19 protein-coding genes and 1 pseudogene are annotated in these 22,447 nt (G+C 52.2%); 18 read left to right on the top strand and 2 right to left on the bottom strand.

Annotated elements, in window-relative coordinates; all coding sequences use genetic code 11:
• Nucleotides 1-52 precede the first annotated feature (52 nt).
• Together otsB and otsA are read left to right on the top strand one after the other, a co-directional pair.
• Nucleotides 53-856 (top strand): trehalose-phosphatase, encoded by an 804-nt coding sequence (otsB, locus tag HV302_RS10355; RefSeq protein ID WP_016156815.1) that lies wholly within the window; start codon nucleotides 53-55, stop codon nucleotides 854-856.
• Nucleotides 831-2,252, top strand: a complete 1,422-nt coding sequence (gene otsA / locus HV302_RS10360) for an alpha,alpha-trehalose-phosphate synthase (RefSeq protein ID WP_016156814.1) — start codon at nucleotides 831-833, stop codon at nucleotides 2,250-2,252. Before otsB ends, otsA begins: the two co-directional genes overlap by 26 nt.
• A gap of 17 nt (nucleotides 2,253-2,269) precedes the next feature.
• On the opposite strand, the gene uspC is transcribed toward otsA, so the two are convergent.
• On the bottom strand, nucleotides 2,270-2,698 hold the full coding sequence (gene uspC / locus HV302_RS10365) for a universal stress protein UspC (protein WP_016153445.1): 429 nt from the start codon (nucleotides 2,696-2,698) through the stop codon (nucleotides 2,270-2,272).
• Between the two features lie 792 nt (nucleotides 2,699-3,490).
• Here uspC and flhD point away from each other — a divergent pair.
• The 6 genes and pseudogenes from flhD (at nucleotide 3,491) to cheW (ending at nucleotide 8,933) form a co-directional block, all read left to right on the top strand.
• Nucleotides 3,491-3,832 carry a flagellar transcriptional regulator FlhD gene (gene flhD / locus HV302_RS10370; RefSeq protein WP_016153444.1) on the top strand — a complete coding sequence of 114 codons (342 nt, stop codon included), beginning with the start codon at nucleotides 3,491-3,493 and terminating at the stop codon, nucleotides 3,830-3,832.
• Complete coding sequence (gene flhC / locus HV302_RS10375) at nucleotides 3,829-4,413, top strand: flagellar transcriptional regulator FlhC (RefSeq protein WP_085951062.1); 585 nt, start codon at nucleotides 3,829-3,831, stop codon at nucleotides 4,411-4,413. The genes flhD and flhC overlap by 4 nt, the downstream gene beginning before the upstream one ends.
• Before the next feature lie 124 nt (nucleotides 4,414-4,537).
• Complete coding sequence (gene motA, locus HV302_RS10380) at nucleotides 4,538-5,425, top strand: flagellar motor stator protein MotA (RefSeq protein ID WP_016153442.1); 888 nt, start codon at nucleotides 4,538-4,540, stop codon at nucleotides 5,423-5,425.
• Nucleotides 5,422-6,351 carry a flagellar motor protein MotB gene (gene motB / locus HV302_RS10385; RefSeq protein ID WP_016153441.1) on the top strand — a complete coding sequence of 310 codons (930 nt, stop codon included), beginning with the start codon at nucleotides 5,422-5,424 and terminating at the stop codon, nucleotides 6,349-6,351. Before motA ends, motB begins: the two co-directional genes overlap by 4 nt.
• Before the next feature lie 4 nt (nucleotides 6,352-6,355).
• Nucleotides 6,356-8,409: pseudogene (gene cheA / locus HV302_RS10390) on the top strand (chemotaxis protein CheA).
• Between the two features lie 20 nt (nucleotides 8,410-8,429).
• Entirely contained in the window at nucleotides 8,430-8,933 is a 504-nt protein-coding gene (cheW, locus tag HV302_RS10395; protein ID WP_003034638.1) for a chemotaxis protein CheW, read from the top strand.
• 75 nt (nucleotides 8,934-9,008) lie between these two features.
• Here the strand turns inward: cheW and HV302_RS10400 are convergent, their stop codons facing one another.
• Nucleotides 9,009-10,268 (bottom strand): dicarboxylate/amino acid:cation symporter, encoded by a 1,260-nt coding sequence (locus HV302_RS10400; RefSeq protein WP_016153439.1) that lies wholly within the window; start codon nucleotides 10,266-10,268, stop codon nucleotides 9,009-9,011.
• Between the two features lie 406 nt (nucleotides 10,269-10,674).
• Between HV302_RS10400 and tar the strand changes: the two genes are divergently transcribed.
• The 10 genes from tar (at nucleotide 10,675) to HV302_RS10445 (ending at nucleotide 22,414) form a co-directional block, all read left to right on the top strand.
• Nucleotides 10,675-12,330: a methyl-accepting chemotaxis protein II gene (gene tar, locus HV302_RS10405; RefSeq protein WP_181627300.1), complete on the top strand. Its 1,656-nt coding sequence runs from the start codon at nucleotides 10,675-10,677 to the stop codon at nucleotides 12,328-12,330.
• 43 nt (nucleotides 12,331-12,373) lie between these two features.
• Nucleotides 12,374-13,975, top strand: coding sequence for a methyl-accepting chemotaxis protein IV (gene tap, locus HV302_RS10410; protein ID WP_181599170.1), 1,602 nt, complete (start codon nucleotides 12,374-12,376; stop codon nucleotides 13,973-13,975).
• 19 nt (nucleotides 13,976-13,994) lie between these two features.
• Nucleotides 13,995-14,867 carry a protein-glutamate O-methyltransferase CheR gene (gene cheR, locus HV302_RS10415; RefSeq protein WP_016153436.1) on the top strand — a complete coding sequence of 291 codons (873 nt, stop codon included), beginning with the start codon at nucleotides 13,995-13,997 and terminating at the stop codon, nucleotides 14,865-14,867.
• The gene (locus HV302_RS10420) at nucleotides 14,864-15,913 is read left to right on the top strand and encodes a protein-glutamate methylesterase/protein-glutamine glutaminase (protein ID WP_016153435.1); all 1,050 of its coding nucleotides are present in this window, start codon (nucleotides 14,864-14,866) and stop codon (nucleotides 15,911-15,913) included. The genes cheR and HV302_RS10420 overlap by 4 nt, the downstream gene beginning before the upstream one ends.
• An 18-nt stretch (nucleotides 15,914-15,931) precedes the next feature.
• On the top strand, nucleotides 15,932-16,321 hold the full coding sequence (gene cheY, locus HV302_RS10425) for a chemotaxis response regulator CheY (RefSeq protein ID WP_016153434.1): 390 nt from the start codon (nucleotides 15,932-15,934) through the stop codon (nucleotides 16,319-16,321).
• A gap of 13 nt (nucleotides 16,322-16,334) precedes the next feature.
• Nucleotides 16,335-16,979: a protein phosphatase CheZ gene (gene cheZ, locus HV302_RS10430; protein ID WP_029139578.1), complete on the top strand. Its 645-nt coding sequence runs from the start codon at nucleotides 16,335-16,337 to the stop codon at nucleotides 16,977-16,979.
• A 398-nt stretch (nucleotides 16,980-17,377) separates the two neighbouring features.
• A complete protein-coding gene (locus HV302_RS28265) occupies nucleotides 17,378-17,656 on the top strand; it encodes a hypothetical protein (RefSeq protein WP_326928800.1) in 279 nt (92 codons plus the stop codon).
• On the top strand, nucleotides 17,656-18,315 hold the full coding sequence (locus HV302_RS10435; RefSeq protein WP_239670072.1) for a helix-turn-helix domain-containing protein: 660 nt from the start codon (nucleotides 17,656-17,658) through the stop codon (nucleotides 18,313-18,315). The genes HV302_RS28265 and HV302_RS10435 overlap by 1 nt, the downstream gene beginning before the upstream one ends.
• A gap of 157 nt (nucleotides 18,316-18,472) precedes the next feature.
• Nucleotides 18,473-19,723, top strand: a complete 1,251-nt coding sequence (locus HV302_RS10440; protein ID WP_326928707.1) for an MFS transporter — start codon at nucleotides 18,473-18,475, stop codon at nucleotides 19,721-19,723.
• Nucleotides 19,724-19,747: 24 nt separating this feature from the next.
• The gene (locus HV302_RS10445) at nucleotides 19,748-22,414 is read left to right on the top strand and encodes an alpha-L-rhamnosidase (RefSeq protein WP_181627302.1); all 2,667 of its coding nucleotides are present in this window, start codon (nucleotides 19,748-19,750) and stop codon (nucleotides 22,412-22,414) included.
• The last annotated feature ends 33 nt before the right edge of the window (nucleotides 22,415-22,447 follow it).

Genomic DNA, 22,447 nt, shown 5'->3' on the forward strand with positions numbered 1-22,447 from the left:
ATATACGGCGCGATCCGCGCGGCGTACAGACCATGATGAGGAGGATAACCGGGTGACAGCATCACTGATCTTACCCCCTGAACAATCTGCAAGCTGTGCTTATTTTTTTGATCTCGATGGGACACTGGCTGAGATCAAACCTTATCCTGACCAGGTCGTTGTCCCTCAGACAATCCTGCAGTTATTACATCAGTTGGCGACGCATAATGCGGGTGCGCTGGCATTGATTTCAGGGCGCTCGATGGCTGAGCTTGACGCGCTTACCACTCCCTTTCGTTTTCCGCTCGCCGGAGTGCATGGGGCAGAGCGCCGTGACATCAATGGTCAAACTCATATAGTGCGCCTGGCTGCGGCAATAGAGCGCGAAGCAGGAGAGCTATTAAGTACCGCCTTGGCGACGATGCCGGGTACAACGCTTGAAGCAAAAGGGATGGCGTTCGCACTGCACTATCGCCAGGCCCCAGAACATGAAGCGGCGCTAATTAATCTGGCTGAGCGCATCACGCACAGATGGCCGCAGTTGGCTTTACAGCACGGAAAATGCGTTGTGGAGATAAAACCAAAGGGTACGAACAAAGGCGACGCAATTGCCGCATTTATGCAGGAAGCACCTTTTGCCGGACGGATCCCCGTTTTTTTTGGTGACGATCTGACGGACGAAACAGGATTTGGCGTGGTTAATCGCGCAGGGGGCATTTCCGTGAAGGTGGGGAATGGAGCGACGCAGGCGACATGGCGTCTGGATGGCGTGAGTGATGTCTGGCACTGGCTGGAACAAATTAACTCTTCGCAGCAAGAATCGAAAGCAACGAATAACAGAAGAGGTGGCTATGAGTCGTTTAGTCGTAGTATCTAATCGTATCGCCTCACCCGATGACAAAGGGAGCGCAGGTGGGCTTGCCGTCGGTGTGCTTGGCGCGTTGAAGGCTGCTGGTGGCCTGTGGTTTGGCTGGAGTGGCGACACGGGTAATGAGGACAAACCATTAAAAAAAGTCACGCGTGGCAACATTACCTGGGCTTCGTTTAATTTGAGTGAACAGGATTACGAAGAGTATTACTGCCAGTTTTCTAATGCGGTTTTATGGCCTGCATTTCATTATCGCCTCGATTTGGTGCAGTTTCAGCGTCCTGCATGGGAGGGCTATCAGCGGGTGAATGCCTTGCTGGTAGATAAACTGCTGCCGCTGCTCAACGATGACGACATAATCTGGGTTCATGATTACCATCTGTTGCCGTTTGCCAGCGAGCTGCGTAAACGCGGCGTGAATAACCGTATCGGTTTTTTCCTGCATATCCCTTTTCCGACGCCGGAAATCTTTAATGCCTTACCCCCACATCAGACGCTACTTGAGCAGATGTGTGACTTTGATTTACTCGGTTTCCAGACCGAAAACGATCGTCAGGCTTTTCTGGATTGTCTGGCAGCCCAGACTCAGGTAACCACTCAGAGCGAGCAACACCACCGTGCATGGGGAAAAGCGTTTCGTACCCAGGTCTATCCCATCGGTATTGAGCCGGATGAGATCGCCCGTCAGGCTTCCGGCCCTTTGCCGCCGAAGCTGGCGCAACTGAAAGCAGAACTTAAAAATGTGCAGAATATCTTCTCCGTTGAGCGTCTGGATTATTCTAAAGGTTTGCCGGAGCGCTTTCAGGCCTATGAGGCTCTGCTGGAACACTATCCGCAGCACCATGGTAAAATTCGCTACACCCAGATAGCGCCAACTTCGCGTGAAGAGGTGCAGGCCTACCAGGATATTCGGCACCAACTGGAGACTGAAGCGGGGAGGATTAACGGTAAATATGGGCAGTTGGGCTGGACGCCGCTCTATTATCTGAACCAGTACTTTGATCGTAAATTGCTGATGAAAATCTTCCGCTACTCTGATGTAGGGCTGGTGACGCCGCTGCGAGATGGTATGAACCTGGTTGCGAAAGAATTCGTGGCCGCGCAGGATCCTGCCAACCCCGGCGTGCTGGTGTTATCACAATTTGCCGGGGCCGCGAATGAGCTAACTGCCGCGCTTATTGTTAATCCTTATGACCGCGACGAAGTGGCTGGCGCATTAAACCAGGCTCTGACGATGCCGCTTGCTGAGCGTATCTCCCGCCACGCTGAGATGCTCGAAACTATCATTAAAAACGATATCGACAACTGGCAGGCGAGGTTCATTTGCGATCTGGAAAAAGTTATCCAACGTCAGAGTAAACAGCCATTGCCAGACAACGTTTCTCCCTGCACTAAACTGGCGTAACGCTCAGAAAACGCAGGTCAATCTCCAGCCAGTGGAACCAGCAGAACATCCACGTGGCTGGCACCGATCACGCTTTTTGCTGAGCAGGATGCGCGCGAAAAGAAGCTGTGGTTATGGTTGCCATAAATGACCAGATCGACCGCGTGTTTACGGCATACATCCAGAATATGTTCATTCAGTGCCCCATAGGTAATAAAGGTATGCTCAATGGGGTACTGTGCTTCTTTGCTGAGCTTGTCGATAAAATCCTGAGTCTCCTCTTGCATCACTTCACGCAGGTCCTCCAGCATAGGTGCTGCAAACTGATTATACAGTTCAGGGTCTGAGACCAGGGTTATCAGGCTAATACGAGCGTTGACAGGGCGAGCGATTGAAACCGCCTTGGCTAACAACTGCTGGCTTTCAGGGGTGGCGGCAACGGCCACAAGAATGTGTGTATAGCTCATAACTCGCTCCTTTTTTCAAGAATTATGAGAGGGTTTCTCAGCATTGCTCGGCTTACTCCATACTGCAACGTTTCCTTCCCGGATAGTGTGAATGTCATCATGCTTATTCATTAATTATTCTTATAAATAGAATAATTGCGTCATATAACTTGGAAATACGTTCAGCTTACTTAAGTAAAACTCACCGCTAATGAAAACAATGTGTTAATTAAAAATTAACATAAGTTAACATTTAACGGGTTATCACTACCCGGTATTAATTAATCACCCTTAATATTTAAGTCATTGTTTATAAAGGATTTAATTAAAATAGTGTTTTACATTAAATATGTGATCAAGCTCGCTATTTCACAAGGTGATATTAACGTTTGTGAACAAAATACTATTCGCTTTTATTGCAAGAATATTCGTATGTCAGGAATTGAAATGGCGAACTTGAGATTAAAAAATAAGCAAAGTAAAAGCTGTGCTGATGGATTTATGTTAAGTGTTTAGCTGGTTTATGTGATCTATGTCACATATTCTTCAAATTCGCAGCATAGCTACGTTGTATGTGTAACGGGCGGCGGGTAGAGTTGCGTCGAATTAGGAAAAATCTTAGACATTTGTAAGAATTGATGTGAGCTTGTAAGGGGCGCGGCTTTCTGAAAAGGGAATGTTTAGACAACGCGTAAGTGCCGTCACGCTGCTATGTATTTGACCTTTTGCTTTTTTTTACCGGGCCTTCCCGGCGACATCACGGGGTGCGGTTTCACCGCATGAAAACAATGTTGGTTATTATGGATGCAAATAATGCATACATCCGAGTTGCTGAAACACATCTATGACATCAATTTGTCATATTTATTGCTTGCACAGCGTTTGATCGTTCAGGACAAAGCATCTGCGATGTTTCGCCTTGGTATCAGCGAAGAAATGGCGGACACGTTGGCAACATTAACACTTCCACAAATGGTCAAACTGGCTGAAACAAACCAACTGGTCTGTCATTTCCGTTTCGACGATCACCAGACCGTTACTCGCCTGACGCAAGACTCCCGCGTTGACGATCTTCAGCAAATTCATACCGGTATCATGCTTTCAACGCGACTGTTAAGCGACATCGATGAAGCAGCGCGCAAGAAAAGGGCTTGATGATGAGCGAAAAAAGCATTGTTCAGGAAGCGCGTGATATCCAGCTAGCGATGGAATTAATCACATTGGGCGCCCGTTTGCAAATGCTGGAAAGCGAAACGCAATTAAGCCGTGGCCGACTTATCAAGCTGTATAAAGAATTACGCGGCAGCCCTCCGCCAAAAGGGATGCTGCCTTTCTCCACCGACTGGTTTATGACGTGGGAACAAAACATTCATGCTTCGATGTTTTGCAACGCATGGCAATTCCTGCTCAAAACTGGTTTGTGCAGCGGCGTGGATGCCGTGATCAAAGCGTATCGTTTATACCTTGAGCAGTGCCCGCAGCCAGAAGAAGGGCCACTGCTGGCGTTAACTCGCGCATGGACGTTGGTGCGTTTTGTCGACAGCGGATTGCTGGAGTTGTCCCGATGCAATTGCTGCGGTGGGAATTTTATTACCCACGCTCACCAACCTGCAGGCAGCTTTGCCTGCAGTTTATGCCAACCGCCATCACGCGCCGTAAAAAGACGTAAACTTTCCCAGAATGCTGCCGATATTATTCCACAACTGCTGGATGAACAGATCGAACAGGCTGTTTAACTGATACGGTGTGGACAAACACTCCAGCAGCGGTAAGCAATTACCGCTGCTTTTTTTTGTCCTGACCTTGAGTTAACTGCCCGACTGCGCATCCTGTCATAGTCAATTGCGAAAGGATGATGTCGTGCTTATCTTATTAGGTTACCTGGTTGTTATTGGTACAGTTTTCGGCGGTTACATGATGACCGGCGGACACCTTGGGGCACTCTATCAACCGGCTGAGCTGGTGATTATCGGTGGCGCGGGTATTGGGGCATTCATCGTCGGCAATAACGGGAAAGCCATTAAGGGGACGATGAAAGCCATCCCGATGCTTTTTCGTCGTTCAAAATACACCAAAGCGATGTATATGGATCTGCTGGCGCTGTTGTATCGCCTGATGGCCAAGTCACGTCAGCAGGGCATGTTCTCGCTTGAACGCGATATCGAAAACCCCAAAGAGAGTGAAATTTTCGCCAGCTATCCGCGCATTCTTGCTGATGCCGTGATGCTTGATTTCATTGTCGATTATCTGCGTCTGATCATCAGCGGCAACATGAACACGTTTGAAATTGAAGCGCTGATGGATGAAGAGATTGAGACGCACGAAAGTGAGGCCGAAGTCCCGGCCAACAGTCTGGCGATGGTGGGGGATTCATTACCGGCGTTCGGGATCGTGGCGGCGGTCATGGGGGTTGTCCATGCGCTGGCTTCTGCCGATCGTCCGGCGGCTGAACTGGGTTCGCTGATTGCACATGCCATGGTAGGGACATTCCTCGGTATTTTACTGGCCTATGGATTTATTTCTCCGCTTGCCAGCGTTCTGCGCCAGAAAAGCGCTGAAACCACCAAAATGATGCAGTGTGTGAAGATAACTCTGCTCTCCAATCTGAATGGTTACGCGCCGCCAATTGCCGTCGAATTTGGTCGTAAGACTCTGTATTCCAGCGAACGTCCATCGTTTATCGAACTGGAAGAGCATGTTCGTGCGGTGAGAAATCCAACTGCGCAGCAGACGACCGAGGACGCATGAAAAATCAGGCCCATCCCATTATCGTTGTAAAGCGACGCAAGCATAAAGGTCACGGTGGTGGGGCGCATGGTTCGTGGAAAATCGCCTACGCCGATTTTATGACCGCGATGATGGCCTTCTTTCTGGTGATGTGGCTCATTTCCATCTCTAGCCCTAAAGAATTGATCCAGATTGCCGAATATTTCCGTACGCCGCTGGCTACTGCGGTAACCGGGGGAAATCGTATTTCGAATAGCCAAAGTCCCATTCCAGGCGGCGGGGATGATTACACCCAGCAGCAGGGAGAGGTGAACAAGCAGCCGAATATCGATGATCTGAGAAAACGCATGGAACAAAGCCGCTTGAGCAAACTTCGCGGCGATCTCGATCAGTTGATTGAATCTGACCCCAAACTGCGTGCGCTGCGCCCGCATTTGAAAATTGATTTAGTTCAGGAAGGGCTGCGGATACAGATTATCGACAGTCAGAATCGCCCGATGTTTAAAACCGGTAGCGCTGAGGTGGAACCGTATATGCGCGATATCCTGCGAGCCATAGCGCCAGTGCTTAACGGCATTCCTAATCGAATCAGCCTTTCCGGCCATACGGATGATTACCCTTACGCCAATGGTGAAAAAGGGTATAGCAACTGGGAGTTGTCCGCCGATCGCGCTAACGCGTCGCGTCGCGAACTGGTTAGCGGCGGTCTGGATGATGGAAAAGTATTACGTGTGGTAGGTATGGCCGCCACGATGCGTCTGAGCGATCGCGGTCCTGAAGACGCTATCAACCGCCGTATTAGCCTGCTGGTTCTCAATAAGCAGGCGGAAGAGGCCATTTTGCATGAAAACGCTGAAAGCCAGAATGAGCCGGTAAGTGTCTTACAACAGCCAGCGGAACTCCCGCCGGCAAGCGTTCCCACATCGCCACCAGCCAATCCGAGGTGATAGCGTGAGCATGGATATAAGCGATTTTTATCAAACATTTTTTGATGAAGCTGACGAACTGTTGGCTGACATGGAGCAACACCTGCTTGATTTGGTTCCTGAAGCCCCGGATTCCGAACAGCTGAATGCAATTTTTCGTGCTGCGCACTCGATAAAAGGCGGGGCGGCACCTTCGGCTTTACCATTTTGCAGGAAACGACCCATCTGATGGAAAACCTGCTGGATGAAGCGCGGCGTGGCGAGATGCAGCTCAATGCCGACATTATCAACCTGTTTTTGGAAACGAAAGATATTATGCAGGAACAGCTCGACGCCTATAAAAACTCAGAGGAGCCGGATGCCGCCAGCTTTGAGTACATTTGTAATGCGTTACGACAGTTAGCGCTCGAAGCGAAAGGTGAAACCGCACCGGCAGTCGTCAACACCGCAAAACTGAGCGTTGTTGACAGCGCTGCAATGCAGGAAGAGGCGGTTGCACAGCCTGAGTCTGCAAGTGAAGAGAGCAAGAAACGCATTATTCTCACGCGCCTGAAAGCCAATGAAGTGGATTTACTGGAAGAGGAGCTGGGGAATCTGGCGACCTTAACCGATGTGGTGAAAGGGAGCGACACGTTGTCAGCAACGCTTGATGGCAACCTCGCAGAAGATGACATCATCGCGGTGCTGTGCTTTGTGATTGAAGCTGATCAGATTGAATTCGAAACCGTCAGCGCAGCGCCGGTAGCCGTTGAAACTGAAGCTGAAGCAGAAGCTGAAACGGTAGCCGTTGTCGCGAAGCCGCAGCCGGTTGCCGTTGCGCCAGCGGCAAAAGCCGCCGCCAGTGAAGCGCCAAACGGACGCGCGGAACGCGACAAACCCGCCCGCGCCAGCGAGTCGACTAGTATCCGCGTAGCGGTTGAGAAGGTCGATCAGCTCATTAACCTGGTCGGTGAGTTGGTCATCACCCAGTCTATGTTGGCACAACGTTCTAACGAACTGGATCCCGTCAATCATGGCGATCTCATCACCAGTATGGGTCAGTTACAACGTAACGCCCGCGACTTGCAAGAGTCGGTGATGTCGATTCGTATGATGCCCATGGAGTATGTGTTCAGCCGTTTTCCGCGTCTGGTGCGTGACCTGGCCGGTAAGCTGGGTAAACAGGTCGAACTGACACAGGTGGGAAGCTCAACCGAACTCGACAAGAGCCTGATTGAACGCATCATCGATCCGTTGACGCACCTGGTGCGTAACAGCCTCGATCACGGTATTGAACTGCCGGAAAAACGCCTTGAAGCCGGGAAAAGCCCAATCGGTAATCTGACGCTTTCCGCGGAGCACCAGGGCGGGAATATCTGTATTGAAGTCACCGATGATGGCGCCGGTCTGAACCGTGAACGAATCCTCGCCAAAGCTATCTCCCAGGGGATGCCGATCCACAAAAACATGAGCGATGACGAAGTCGGTATGCTGATCTTCGCTCCGGGCTTCTCGACTGCTGAACAGGTGACGGATGTCTCTGGCCGCGGCGTGGGTATGGATGTGGTGAAGCGAAATATCCAGGAGATGGGGGGCCATGTTGAGATCCAGTCCAAACAGGGACAGGGGACGACTATCCGAATTCTGCTGCCGCTGACGCTGGCGATCCTCGACGGCATGTCCGTGCGCGTGGCCGACGAAGTCTTTATTCTGCCGCTGAATGCCGTTATGGAATCACTGCAACCGCGCGAAGAAGATCTCCATCCGCTGGCCGGAGGAGAGCGCGTGCTGGAAGTGCGTGGCGAATATTTACCGCTGGTTGAGCTGTGGAAAGTCTTTGAGGTTGAAGGCGCAAAAACCGAAGCGACTCAAGGTATTGTGGTGATTTTGCAAAGTGCAGGGCGTCGTTACGCGCTGCTGGTCGATCAGTTAATTGGTCAACACCAGGTGGTCGTCAAAAACCTGGAAAGCAACTACCGCAAAGTGCCAGGTATTTCTGCAGCAACGATCCTCGGCGACGGCAGCGTCGCGCTGATTGTCGATGTCTCTGCATTGCAGGGATTAAACCGCGAACAACGTGTGGCGATCACAGCCGCCTGATTGAGTGAGAAGGGAATAATATGACCGGTATGAGTAATGTAACTAAACTGGCCGGCGAACCGTCAGGTCAGGAATTCCTCGTGTTCACACTGGGGGATGAAGAGTACGGTATCGATATCCTGAAAGTGCAGGAAATCCGTGGGTACGATCAGGTGACGCGTATTGCTAACACGCCTGCGTTTATCAAAGGTGTCACCAATCTGCGCGGTGTGATTGTGCCGATTGTTGACCTGCGCGTGAAGTTTAGCCAGAGCGATGTGGATTACAACGAAAACACCGTGGTGATTGTGCTGAATCTGGGCCAGCGGGTGGTCGGGATTGTGGTCGATGGCGTCTCGGATGTGCTGTCGCTGACAACGGATCAAATCCGTCCGGCACCGGAATTTGCCGTAACGCTGTCGACGGAATACCTGACGGGACTGGGGGCGCTGGGTGACCGGATGCTGATTCTGGTTAACATTGAGAAGCTGCTCAATAGCGAAGAAATGGCGCTGCTGGATATTGCCGCCAGTCACGTCGCGTAACCGCTATACCATATCCGGCCTACAATGATTGCTGTTGTAGGCCGGATACGCGTAGCGCATCCGGCAGATTTCCCCTTACGCTTCCCGCTCAACCAGCTCCGGTTCTTCTTCCAGTAAACCCTCATCTTGTGCCAGCATCGCCGTTGCAATCCCGTTACCTAATACGTTGATTGCTGAACGTCCCATATCCAGGAAGTGGTCAATACCCATCAGTAACAGAATCCCGGCAACCGGAATATTAAAGCTCGGAATGGTTGCTGCCAGCACCACCAGCGCAGAACGCGGCACGCCGGCAATCCCTTTTGACGCCAGCATCAGCGTCAGCATCAGGACGGTGATTTCTGCAAAGGAGAGGTGAATGTTATAGGCCTGCGCGATAAACATCGAGGCAAATGAACAGTAAACCATCGAGCCGACCAGGTTAAATGAATAACCGATAGGTAATACAAATGACACGATGTTGGGCGAGCAACCAAATTTGGTTAATTGCTCCAGCGTTTTCGGATAGGCGGCTTCCGAGCTGCTGGTAGTAAATGCGACCAGAACCGGATCTTTCAGCATGCTTACCAGACGAAAAACCTCTTTTTTCAGCATGACATAACCGACCGCCAGCAGAACCAGGCAGGTCAGCAAAATAGCCACATAGTAGCCGCCGATGAACGACGCATAGTTAAGCAGGATCCCCAAACCCTGGGTGGAGATAACGGAGGAAATGGCGGCGAAAATGGCCAGCGGCGCAACGTACATCACGTAGCCAGTCACCTTCAGCATAATGTGGGATACCACATCCAGCGCGGCAACCAGCGGGGCATTGAACTTCTCACCAAGGGATGCGCCACCAATACCGAAGAACATCGAGAACACCACAATTTGCAGGATCTCATTGTTGGCCATCGCCTCGGCTATGCTGGTTGGGATGGTGTGAGTCAGGAAACCTTTCAGGCTCATGCCGCTCACGGCCAGGCCGGTATCAGTGGCTTCCAGCGGGATCGCCAGGTTCAGCCCGCTGCCGGGTTGCTCAAGAGAAACCACAAACAGACCGACCAGAATAGACAGTATGGAAGAGCTAATAAACCAGATCATCGCTTTGCCGCCTACGCGCCCGATGGTGGACGTTTCCCCCAGGCGCATAATACCGACGGTCAGGGTGCTGAATACTAAAGGTGCGATCACCATTTTAATCAGGCGCAAAAAGATGTCGGTGAGAAGCGTAATATTATCGGCCCAGGCGGTCACTACGCCGGGGGCGGCATAAGAGTGGATCACCGCCCCTGACAGGATCCCCGCCAACATGAAGATCACGATAAACAACGTGAGTTTGTTTGCATTTGCCACTAAAAAGCCCTCAGTAAGGATTTAACATTTATTGTTCGGTTACTCATTTTTTATATTTATTAATTGGTAACTAAGTATTCATCATATAAATTGAATTAAAGCGCCAGCTGATACAACTTTTTTTAATTTTTTATCCATTTTGTTGTGGTGCAGAGGATATGTATTTGTGATCCTGGTCACGAAATAATGACTATTTCATCCAATATGACCGCGCCCACAGATAAATTTGAATGTTATTCACATGATAATTGTGACGTTTTTATGTGAATGATTTGTGGTTGCCGTACACCCGTCTTCCCCTCCTTCCGCGAGGCTTCACGTCCCTTCAGGATTTCCTTTTCGCAAACGTAAAGTTATCTCAGCGACTGCCGATAACGTTGATAACTCGTTTTCAGGAAGGTGCCTTATGTTTAACCGTATCCGCGTTGTCACAATGCTGATGATGGTGCTGGGGGTTTTCGCACTGCTACAGCTTGTTTCCGGTGGTCTGTTGTTTTCTTCATTGCAGCAGAATCAGCAAAGTTTTGTTATTTCTAACGATCTTCGACAGCAGCAAAGTGAACTCACCTCAACATGGGATCTGATGCTGCAAACACGTATCAATTTAAGCCGTTCTTCTGCACGCATGATGATGGACGCGTCCAACCAGCAAAGCAGCGCGAAAAACGATCTGCTGAAGAATGCGAAAGCATCGTTGGCGCAGGCCGAAACACATTACGCAAAATTTAAAAACATCACACCGTTACCCGAGATGGCAGAAGCCAGCGGCAACGTTGAGGAGAAATATCAGCAGTACCATGCGGCCTTAACCGAACTGGTTCAGTTTCTGGAGAACGGCAATATGGACGCCTATTTCGCGCAACCGACTCAGGGAATGCAAAACGCGCTCGGTGAGGCGCTGGGCAAGTACGCCAGCGTTAGCGAAAAACTTTACGCTCAGGCATTCGATAAAAGTGCGCGGGATTACCACTTCGCCCAATGGCAGCTTGGCGTGCTGGCCGTAGTGCTGGTGCTGATTCTGGTGGTGGTATGGTACGGCATCCGCCATACCCTGCTTAATCCTCTGTCTCGCGTCATTGCCCATATTCGGGAAATCGCCAGCGGTAACCTGACCGCGACCCTGGCCGTCAACGGTCGTAATGAAATCGGCGAGCTGGCCAGTACGGTTGATCATATGCAGCGCTCGCTGACGGAAACCGTCACCCTGGTGCGTGAAGGTTCTGATGCGATTTATTCCGGGACCAGCGAAATTGCCAGCGGGAACACCGACCTTTCATCTCGTACTGAACAGCAGGCCTCTGCGCTGGAAGAGACCGCAGCCAGCATGGAACAGTTGACCGCAACCGTGAAGCAAAATGCGGACAACGCGCGTCAGGCCTCGCAACTGGCGAAAAGCGCCTCCGATACCGCACAGCATGGCGGCAAAGTGGTTGATAGCGTGGTGAACACCATGCACGAAATCGCCGATAGCTCGAAGAAAATCGCCGACATCATCAGCGTTATTGATGGTATTGCTTTTCAGACCAACATTCTCGCACTGAACGCGGCGGTTGAAGCGGCGCGTGCCGGTGAACAAGGCCGTGGCTTTGCTGTGGTTGCGGGCGAAGTGCGTAATCTGGCAAGTCGCAGTGCGCAGGCAGCGAAAGAGATCAAAGCGTTGATTGAGGATTCGGTTTCCCGAGTGGATACCGGGTCCGTATTGGTAGAAAGCGCAGGCGAAACGATGAACGACATCGTAAATGCCGTAACGCGGGTGACCGACATTATGGGCGAGATTGCCTCGGCCTCCGACGAGCAAAGTCGGGGGATTGATCAGGTGGCGCTCGCGGTATCCGAGATGGATCGCGTTACGCAGCAGAACGCCTCATTGGTACAGGAATCGGCTGCCGCTGCCGCTGCTCTTGAAGAACAGGCCAGCCGCCTGACGCAGTCGGTGTCGACTTTCCGCCTTGCGTCACGTCCGGCGTCGGCTAAGCCGCGCGATACACGATTACCTGCAACGGCGGCCGCATCCTATCCGCGCCAGAACAATGAACAAGATACGAATTGGGAAACATTTTGACTGATAGTTAAACCGCGGCCAGTGCCGCCCAATGGGAGCGTTGATGTTTAATCGTATTCGAATTTCGACCACGCTGTTTTTGATTTTAATCCTCTGCGGTGTTTTGCAGATTGGCAGTAATGGCTTGTCCTTCTGGGCATTTCGGGACGGTTTTCAGAACCTGAATCAGGTCGAACGAAGTAATCAGCAACGCGCTGCGCTGGCCCAAACCCGCGCTGTGTTATTACAGGCCAGTACGGCCCTTAATAAGGCAGGGACGCTGACCGCCCTGAGCTATCCGCCAGAGGATATCAACACGCTGATGACTCTCGCACGTGATAGCCTGGCGCAGTCTGAATTGATGTTTAAACGCTTTATGGCGACATCGGATACGACGGCACAAGGGAAGGCGCTGTTTGGCGCAACGGAGCAAAGTTTCAGCCAATGGCACAGCGCTCTTGCGCATCAGGCCACCTGGCTTGAAAACAATCAGTTGTCAGATTTTCTGACCGCGCCGGTGCAGGCTGCTCAGGATGCTTTTGATGCAAATGTGAATGCGTGGCAGAGCAACATCGATCGCGTGTTGCAAACGGCAGGAGAGCAGAGCCAGCGAAATTACCATATGTCGGGGGTGATTTTCGCCACCATGGTGGTACTGGCGGCACTGCTCACCAGCGGTGCGCTGTACTGGTCGCGCAAGATGATTGTCCAGCCGCTGGCGATCGTGGGCAGTCATTTCGACAGCATTGCCGCGGGTAATCTGGCCCGGCCGGTAGCGGTTTATGGGCGCAATGAGATCTCAGCCATTTTTGCCAGTCTGAAGAAGATGCAGCAGGCACTGCGTGAAACGGTAAGCGAAGTACGCCAGGGCAGCTCAGCCATGCATAGCGGTATTTCAGAAATCGCGATGGGCAATAACGATTTGTCTTCGCGCACTGAACAGCAGGCGGCCGCGCTGGCGCAAACGGCAGCCAGCATGGAACAACTGACCGCCACCGTTGGGCAGAATGCGGATAACGCGCGCCAGGCGTCAGGAATTGCCAAAAGTGCGGCAGATACAGCGCATAAAGGCGGCGAACAGACGTCCCGGGTCGCCAGCACCATGCATGAGATTTCCGCGAGCTCGCAGAAAATTGGCGACATCATCGGCGTGATTGACAGCATTGCCTTTCAGACCAATATCCTCGCGCTGAATGCTGCGGTTGAGGCCGCTCGCGCGGGTGAGCAGGGGCGTGGTTTTGCCGTGGTTGCGGGCGAAGTGCGCAATCTGGCAAGCCGTAGCGCACAGGCGGCGAAAGAAATTAAGGGGCTCATTGAGGAGTCTGTCACCCGAGTGCATCAGGGCTCGCAGTTGGTTGATATGGCAGCGCGCACCATGACGGAAATTGTCAGCTCGGTTACCCGGGTTAACGACATCATGGGCGAGATTGCTTCTGCTTCTGATGAACAGCGCAGAGGCATCGAGCAGGTGGCGCAGGCCGTCAGCCAGATGGACTCCGTGACGCAGCAAAACGCCGGGCTGGTGGAAGAAGCCGCATCCGCCACCGGACAACTTGCCATGCAGGCCGATAATCTTTCTGCCTGTGTCGCATTTTTTAAGCTTGAAGAGCAAACCGTAGCAAAACAAGAATTGGCGCAGCCGCAGGTTGTGCCCGTTGTATCCTGAATGTGATTGAGAAGGCGCTATGACATCATCTCTGCCCCCTGGGCAAACGTCATTATTGTTACAGATGACACAGCGCCTCGCGCTGTCTGACGCGCATTTTCGTCGGATATGTCAATTAATCTACCAGCGTGCGGGGATCGTACTGGCCGACCATAAGCGGGACATGGTTTATAACCGCCTGGTCCGCCGTTTGCGAACCCTGGGACTGGATGACTTTGGTCGCTATCTCAGCATGCTGGAAGCTAACCAGAACAGTGCTGAGTGGCAGGCTTTTATTAACTCCCTGACTACCAATCTGACCGCGTTTTTTCGCGAAGGGCATCATTTTCCAGTGCTGTCAGATCATGCTCGTCGGCGCAGCGGTGAATACCGTGTCTGGAGCGCGGCGGCGTCAACCGGAGAAGAGCCGTACAGCATTGCGATTACGCTCGCCGATACCTTAGGTATGGCTCCGGGCCGCTGGCGTGTTTTTGCCAGCGACATTGATACCGAAGTGCTGGAAAAAGCCAGAAGCGGCATCTACCGCCTTGATGAGCTAAAGACGCTGTCACCGCAGCAGCTACAGCGTTATTTCATGCGTGGCACCGGACCGCATGAAGGACTGGTACGCGTTCGGCAGGAACTGGCGGGGCATGTTGAATTTTCCAGCGTGAATTTACTGGATAAGCAGTACAACGTGCCAGGCCCCTTCGATGCCATATTTTGCCGTAACGTGATGATCTATTTTGATAAAACGACGCAGCAGGACATTTTGCACCGTTTTGTTCCACTTCTTAAACCAGATGGGCTGCTGTTTGCAGGTCATTCAGAAAACTTTAGCAACCTCGTGCGCGAGTTTAGCTTGCGTGGACAGACGGTGTATGCGCATGCGCCAGGTAAGGATAAAGCATGAGTAAAATCAGGGTTTTATCGGTTGATGATTCTGCACTGATGCGTCAAATCATGACCGAAATTATTAACAGCCACAGTGATATGGAAATGGTGGCGACGGCGCCGGATCCGTTGGTTGCCCGGGATTTAATCAAAAAATTCAATCCCGACGTCCTGACGCTGGATGTGGAAATGCCGCGCATGGACGGCCTCGACTTTCTTGAGAAACTGATGCGTCTGCGTCCGATGCCAGTGGTTATGGTCTCTTCGCTGACCGGTAAAGGTTCTGAGGTCACGCTGCGGGCGCTGGAGTTGGGGGCGATTGATTTTGTCACCAAACCACAGTTGGGGATCCGTGAAGGGATGTTGGCCTACAGCGAAATGATCGCTGAGAAGATCCGCACCGCGTCGCGGGCAAAACTGGCAGCCCACAAACCCATGACGGCACAGGTGACCTTGAAAGCGGGGCCGTTACTCAGTTCTGAAAAACTGCTGGCGATTGGCGCCTCAACCGGAGGAACAGAGGCAATTCGCCATGTACTCCAGCCATTGCCGCTTTCAAGTCCCGGTATTCTTATTACCCAGCATATGCCGCCAGGATTTACCCGCTCATTCGCCGAGCGTCTGAACAAACTGTGTCAGATCACCGTGAAAGAGGCTGAAGATGGGGAGCGCGTGCTCCCAGGGCATGCGTATATCGCCCCTGGTGACAAGCATATGGAACTGGCGCGCAGCGGGGCGAACTACCAGATCAAAATTCATGATGGTCCACCGGTTAACCGGCATCGGCCTTCAGTGGATGTGCTGTTCCATTCGGTGGCAAAACATGCGGGGCGTAATGCCGTGGGAGTGATCCTGACGGGTATGGGCAACGATGGCGCCGCCGGAATGTTAGCGATGAACCAGGCGGGTGCCTGGACCATTGCGCAAAACGAAGCAAGTTGTGTGGTGTTCGGCATGCCGCGCGAGGCCATCAATATGGGTGGCGTAAGCGAAGTGGTCGATCTTAGCCAGGTAAGCCAGCAAATGCTGGCGAAAATCAGTGCCGGACAGGCAATACGTATTTGAATCAGGAGTTTATTTTTTATGGCGGATAAAGAGCTTAAGTTTTTGGTTGTGGATGACTTTTCCACCATGCGTCGCATCGTGCGTAACCTGCTCAAAGAACTGGGTTTCAACAATGTTGAAGAGGCCGAAGACGGCGTGGACGCGCTGAATAAGCTGCAGGCTGGGGGATTTGGTTTTGTCATTTCCGACTGGAATATGCCGAACATGGATGGCCTGGAACTGCTGAAAACCATTCGTGCTGATGGCGGAATGTCCGCCCTGCCGGTGCTGATGGTTACGGCAGAAGCGAAGAAAGAGAATATCATTGCGGCGGCACAGGCTGGCGCCAGTGGCTATGTCGTGAAACCGTTCACGGCGGCGACGCTAGAAGAGAAACTCAATAAAATCTTTGAGAAACTGGGCATGTGAGGGTGTGATAATGATGATGCAACCACAAATTAAACCTGCTGACGAACATTCAGCCGGGGACATCATCGCGCGCATCGGCAGTTTGACCCGAATGCTGCGCGACAGCCTGCGTGAACTGGGGCTGGATCAGGCTATTGCCGAAGCGGCAGAAGCGATTCCCGATGCCCGCGATCGTCTTGATTACGTTGTGCAGATGACCGCACAGGCGGCAGAGCGCGCGCTGAACAGTGTGGAAGCTTCGCAGCCGCACCAGGACGCGATGGAAAAAGGGGCCAAAGACCTGACCAAACGCTGGGATGAATGGTTCGAAAATCCGATCGAGCTGTCTGACGCCCGTGAACTGGTCACCGATACCCGCCAGTTCCTGGGTGATGTGCCAGGGCATACCAGCTTTACTAACGCTCAACTGCTGGACATCATGATGGCGCAGGATTTCCAGGACCTCACCGGTCAGGTCATCAAGCGCATGATGGATGTTATCCAGGAGATTGAACGTCAGCTGCTGATGGTTCTGCTGGAAAACATTCCAGAACAGGGCGCTCGTCCAAAACGTGAAAACGAAAGCTTGCTTAACGGCCCGCAGGTTGACACCTCAAAAGCTGGCGTGGTGGCAAGTCAGGATCAGGTTGACGACCTGCTGGATAGCCTCGGGTTCTGATCCGTAGCGTTTTTATTTGCTGGCCCGGCAGGCGCTCGCAGCCGGGCATTCTAACCGATAACGGCTTGCGCGTTATCCGGCCTACAGATACCTATCGTTCTCTTTATTTACTATCCATTTTACGGTGACGTTGCCAGAACGGGTTCGAACGCTGCATACCGAGCGCGGCGCTTCTGTGGATCCCGCAGGGTTATTGGGCCGCCAGTCGGCACAATGTGCCCTGCACTATGATTCGTACACGGTTGAATGCCTGGATGACGTGGGTTCATCTGCACGGCGTATATCCTCTTTTTTATGCCATAACTTGGCGGTTATTTGCCGAAATGATGCTGAGGTCACAGCAGGTTACGCCTGAGTGACAGTGCGATATATAGACTTGTCATAATAATTGCAGTTAAATGGTTATCGGTGCAAGGCAATATATTATGTCAGTAGGTTATTTATCGATATCCCGAGTGTTTTACTCGAATAGCGGCGGGGGAGATATGCGAATTTTACGTGAGAATGATTTTTTTCATTCAGAGCAACATGCGTTTTGTCTTTTTTCGATGAATAACCAATTAATGGAAGGTGTGCACGGGCATGATTTTGATGAACTGGTGATTGTCCGTAGCGGTAGCGGGTTTCATATTGTTAATGACTTGGTTCGTTTTATCTGCCAGGGTGACTTTTTTTAGTGACCGCTAACGATACCCATAGTTATGTTTCAACTAATAATCTGTCGGTTATTAATATATTGATTCGTCGCCCGCGCAGTTTTCATTTTTTACAGCACATTGATAATTTGCTCGATTGTATAAAAGAAAAACTTCTACAGCCTACCGCGCTGGCGTTAACTCAGGGAGCGCTGGCGCGTATTGAGGTATTGAGCCAGGAGATAATCTCACGTAACGAGAGTAACTATGACGTGCTCTATTTTTCATTGTGTGAAGTCGCTTTGCTGAACATCATCAACACGCTTTGCCAGTGCGACCGCCAAACCGAGGCGCTTAGCCCTGATGAGCGAGGGCGAGCCAACCTGATCCGTATGCTCAAGACCAGTAGCTTGCGTCATTTAGACTGGAATGTGTTGAGTGATGATAACGGTGTCGCCAGGCGCACGATGTATCGCTTAATTAAGCGAGTGACCGGTTATACTCCGGTTAAATTCCAGATGTTATATCGTGTATTAAAAGCTCAAGAATTACTGCGCACTACGGATAAAACCATCAGTGAAATTGCGGCACGTTGTGGTTTTATGAATGCGATCAGGTTGACTGAATCGTACCGACGGTATTTTCATTATCCTCCAAGCCATGAACGTGAACTTCATTCACGAGTTTTAATAGCGATTTAATTGTTAGGTTAATAACAATAAAAAATTATTACTACTATCCATCGTGACGGGGGTAGGCCATACGCTTATTTCTCGCCATACTGTCTGTAAATTTAAGGGAATCGTTATGTCAAAAAATAAAACACCTAACCCCTGGTATATTGGGGGGGTGTCTGGAATGGCATCATATATTGATTCGGCGGCTATTGTTTCCAGTGGTACAGCCTTAGTCATTTATCAAAAAACAATGGGTATTACTGCACTACAAATTGGCATTTTATCTGGATTATTAACGCTGAGTATTGCCGCTGGGGCTTTTGGTGGCGGTCGTCTTGGAGACCGTATTGGTCGTCGTAATGTTTTTATTATTACGATGGCGATGATTTTTATCGGCACGCTGGCGCTGGCCTTTGGTTTGAACTTCCCGTTCCTGGTGCTGGGCACACTCTTGGTGGGGCTGGCGACAGGGGCTGATTTACCTGTCTCTCTGGCGACTATCTCCGAAGCGGCGAACGATGAAAACCGCGGCAAGATTATCGGCTTGTCCAATTTACTCTGGCTGGTGGGAATTGGCGCCACGATGGGGATCTCCGCTATCGTCGGCGACTGGGGGCTGATTGGCGCGCAAATCATGTATATGCACGTTGGGCTGGTGGCGGTTGTGCTGATGATCCTGCGTTGGTCTATCCCTGAGTCGCCGCTGTGGTTGGCGGCAAAGGATGAACTGCGTCGTGGCATCGCCACCGTGCGGGCGCAGAAAACCGGCTGGCGCGATCTGCTCGAAGGCAAATACCTGTGGCCGTTTATCTCGCTGTGCATCTTTTATACCTTCACCAATCTGGCGGCCAATACCGGCGGGCAGTTTGGGGCTTATGTAGCGGTAAATGTGGTGGGCATTTCGGTCAGCACGCACTCGCTGTGGGGGCTGTTGATTCTGCCAGTGAGCGTGGCGTCTGGGTTGATGTTTATGCGCGTCGTTGATACCTCAAAACGGGTTCCATTCTTTATTTTTGGCGCGGTGATGATGTCCGGTGGTTATTTCGTGCCGGTACTGTTTGATTTCTCACCGCTCTCCTGGTTCTGCTGCCTGCTGTTTACCAATATCGGCACAGGATTTGCCTTCGAAGGCATCATGAAAGTGTGGGCGCAAGAGTCATTCCCCACCATGCTACGCGCCACCGCGCAAGGAGTGATTGTCGGTGTCGCCCGTCTGACCTGCGGCTTGTTGGCGTTCGTCACTCCTGTGCTGTTGAGCGCGGGGCCAGTGGTTCTTTATTGCCTGCTGACGGCGATTGTGGCGATAGGCATGGTTATCGGCTGGCTGTGCTTCCACGGCAAGCAACGTAATGAATTTAATGCAGAAACAGAAATGGTGGCGACGCCTGATAACGGACAGGCATCGCACGATACTTTGCGGGCCAAAGCCTGAATATGAGCCACTGAGGGAAAAATTATGTTGGCAGTAGAAAAGATTACGCTCAACTATGAAACCACGCTGACGGGCTGCGAAACGTTGCCGGTTTTCGGCTGGATAATCACCAGTACCTTGCGCGACGTACAGCAGCGTAGCTGGCGTTTGCAGCTGTCAGCGCAAGAAGATTTTGCCCAATGCCTGTTTGACAGCGGCGAAATGCACGATGACCGCTCCAGTAATATCGAATTGCCCGACGTCGCCTGCCAGCACTCGACGCGCTATTTTGTGCGGGTGCATATTACCGACAACCACGGTGAAGAGAGCGGCTGGAGCCCGGCGGCAACGTTTATTACCGGCCTGCCAGCGCAAGCGTGGCAAGGGGTGTTTATCTCGGCTGAAACGCCGCAGGATAAAGACAACTCAAAAGGCACGTTGTTGCGCCATGCGTTCAGTTTGCCCGACGGTGATGACATTGTTTCGGCGGTGGTACATGCCAGCGCGCTGGGGTTGTACCAACTGTGGGTCAACGGCGAAAAAGTCGGGCGTGATGAGTTATCGCCCGGCTGGACGAGCTACCACCACCATCTGTTGTATCAAACCTGGGATGTGACCGAGCACCTGCGAGAAGGCGAAAACGTGATTGGCGCGATGGTGGGGGCGGGTTGGTATAAAGGGGATATGAGCTTCAACCGCTATCGCAACTATTACGGCCAGCAGACGGGGTTTATTTGCCATATGGTGGTGAAGCTCCGCGATGGTAGCCAGCGGATAATCGCCACGGATGCACACTGGCAGGGCAGCGATGACGCCATTTTGTTTGCTGAAATTTATGATGGCGAAGTGTATGACGCACGTCGGGAGCTGCGCGGCTGGAGCGAGCCTGCGTTTAGCGCCGGGCATTGGCGCGCGGTGACGACGCTTGCGGCAGAGACGTCGGTGCTGCAACCGCAAACGGCCTGCCCGGTACAAGAAATAGAACGGCTTGCGCCGTGCTCAATCATCACGACGCCAAAAGGTGAGACGGTGCTTGATTTTGGCCAGAACCTCAGCGGCTGGGTGGAGTTTCGGGTGCGCGGTGCGGCAGGTGAGCGCGTGGTGCTGCGCCATTTTGAAGTGCTGGATGCCGAAGGCAATGTTTATCTGGCGAACCTGCGCACCGCCAAACAGTGCATTGATTACACCTTACGCGGCGAGGGTGAAGAATGTTATCACCCGCATTTTACCTTTCAGGGTTTCCGTTATGTGCTGATTGAACGTTGGCCTGGTACGCCGACGCGGGATGATTTTGTCGCGGTCGTGCTGCATTCCGCGATGATGCCGACGGGTCACATTGAAACCTCAAACGCGGATCTCAACCAACTGCATCACAACATCATGTGGGGGCTTAAGGGCAATTTCGTCGATATCCCAACCGACTGCCCGCAGCGCGATGAACGTCTGGGATGGACGGGCGATGCGCAAATTTTCTGCCGCACTGCGAGTTATCTGATGCAGACGCGCACTTTTTTTGCCAAATGGCTGACCGATCTTCAGCATGACCAAACGCCGGAGGGCGGTGTGCCGCACGTCATTCCCGATATCCTCACCGGCAAATGCGACAACGACCGCTTTTTATCCCACGGGCGCACCCATTCCGCCGCAGCCTGGGCCGATGCGGCGGTGATTAACCCGTGGACGCTGTACCTGATGTACGGCGATAAACAGACGCTGGCCCGCCAGTACAAAAGCATGAAAGCCTGGGTGGAGTTTATGCATGACAACGCTGTTGAGAACCAGTGGTCGTGGAAACTGCAGTTTGGCGATTGGGTTGCGCTGGATGCCAAAGAGGGCAGCTATTTTGGTGCAACGCCGAATGAACTGACCTGCATGGCCTACTATGCGTTGTCCACGTTGCTGCTGGCGAAATCAGCCAAAGCACTGGGAAATGACGTTGACCACACTCATTATCAGGCGCTGCATACCGCGATTGTCGAAAGCTTCCGCAATGAGTTTTTTACCGCCACCGGGCGGCTGGCGGCGCGCACGCAAACGGCGCATATTCTGGCGCTTTACTTCCAGTTAGTGCCGGACGCGCACCGCGAGCGCACCGTGCAAACGCTGCTGGAACTGCTGGCGGAAAATGACGGTCATCTGGTGACGGGGTTTGTCGGCACCCCCTATTTCTGTCACGCATTGAGCGAAAACGGACAGGCCGACGCGGCGTGGCAATTACTGATGAAAGAGGACTTCCCAAGCTGGTTGTATCAGGTAAAGGCCGGGGCAACGACGATTTGGGAACACTGGGATGGCGTGAAACCGGATGGCACAATGTGGAGCCCGGACATGAACTCTTTCAACCATTATGCCTACGGGGCGATCGGTGAATGGCTGTATCGCGTGGCGGCGGGAATAAATACCGAAGAACACGCGCCGGGCTTTAAATCTTCGGTACTGCGGCCTATTCCGGGCGGTGGCCTGACATGGCTGAAAGCGCGATACGGCTCGGTATATGGTGATATTGCCGTCCACTGGACGCAGGAACCGGCGCGCGATGGCTTACAGTCCATCACCCTTGAGGTAGATATTCCGCCGAATACTCACTCAATGGTGATCCTCGATGGCGCACAAACGCTGCTCGATACCGATGGCCTCGACTTCGCGCCAGTAGACGGCGGCTATAGCGCGCAGGTGGGATCGGGCCATTATCGCGTTATCTGGCAGCGCTAACCGCGCGGTTGTCACGGCAGCTTTCGCGCTGTC

This window comes from Citrobacter sp. RHBSTW-00859, from assembly GCF_013729795.1.
In the GTDB taxonomy this organism is placed as follows: domain Bacteria; phylum Pseudomonadota; class Gammaproteobacteria; order Enterobacterales; family Enterobacteriaceae; genus Citrobacter; species Citrobacter braakii.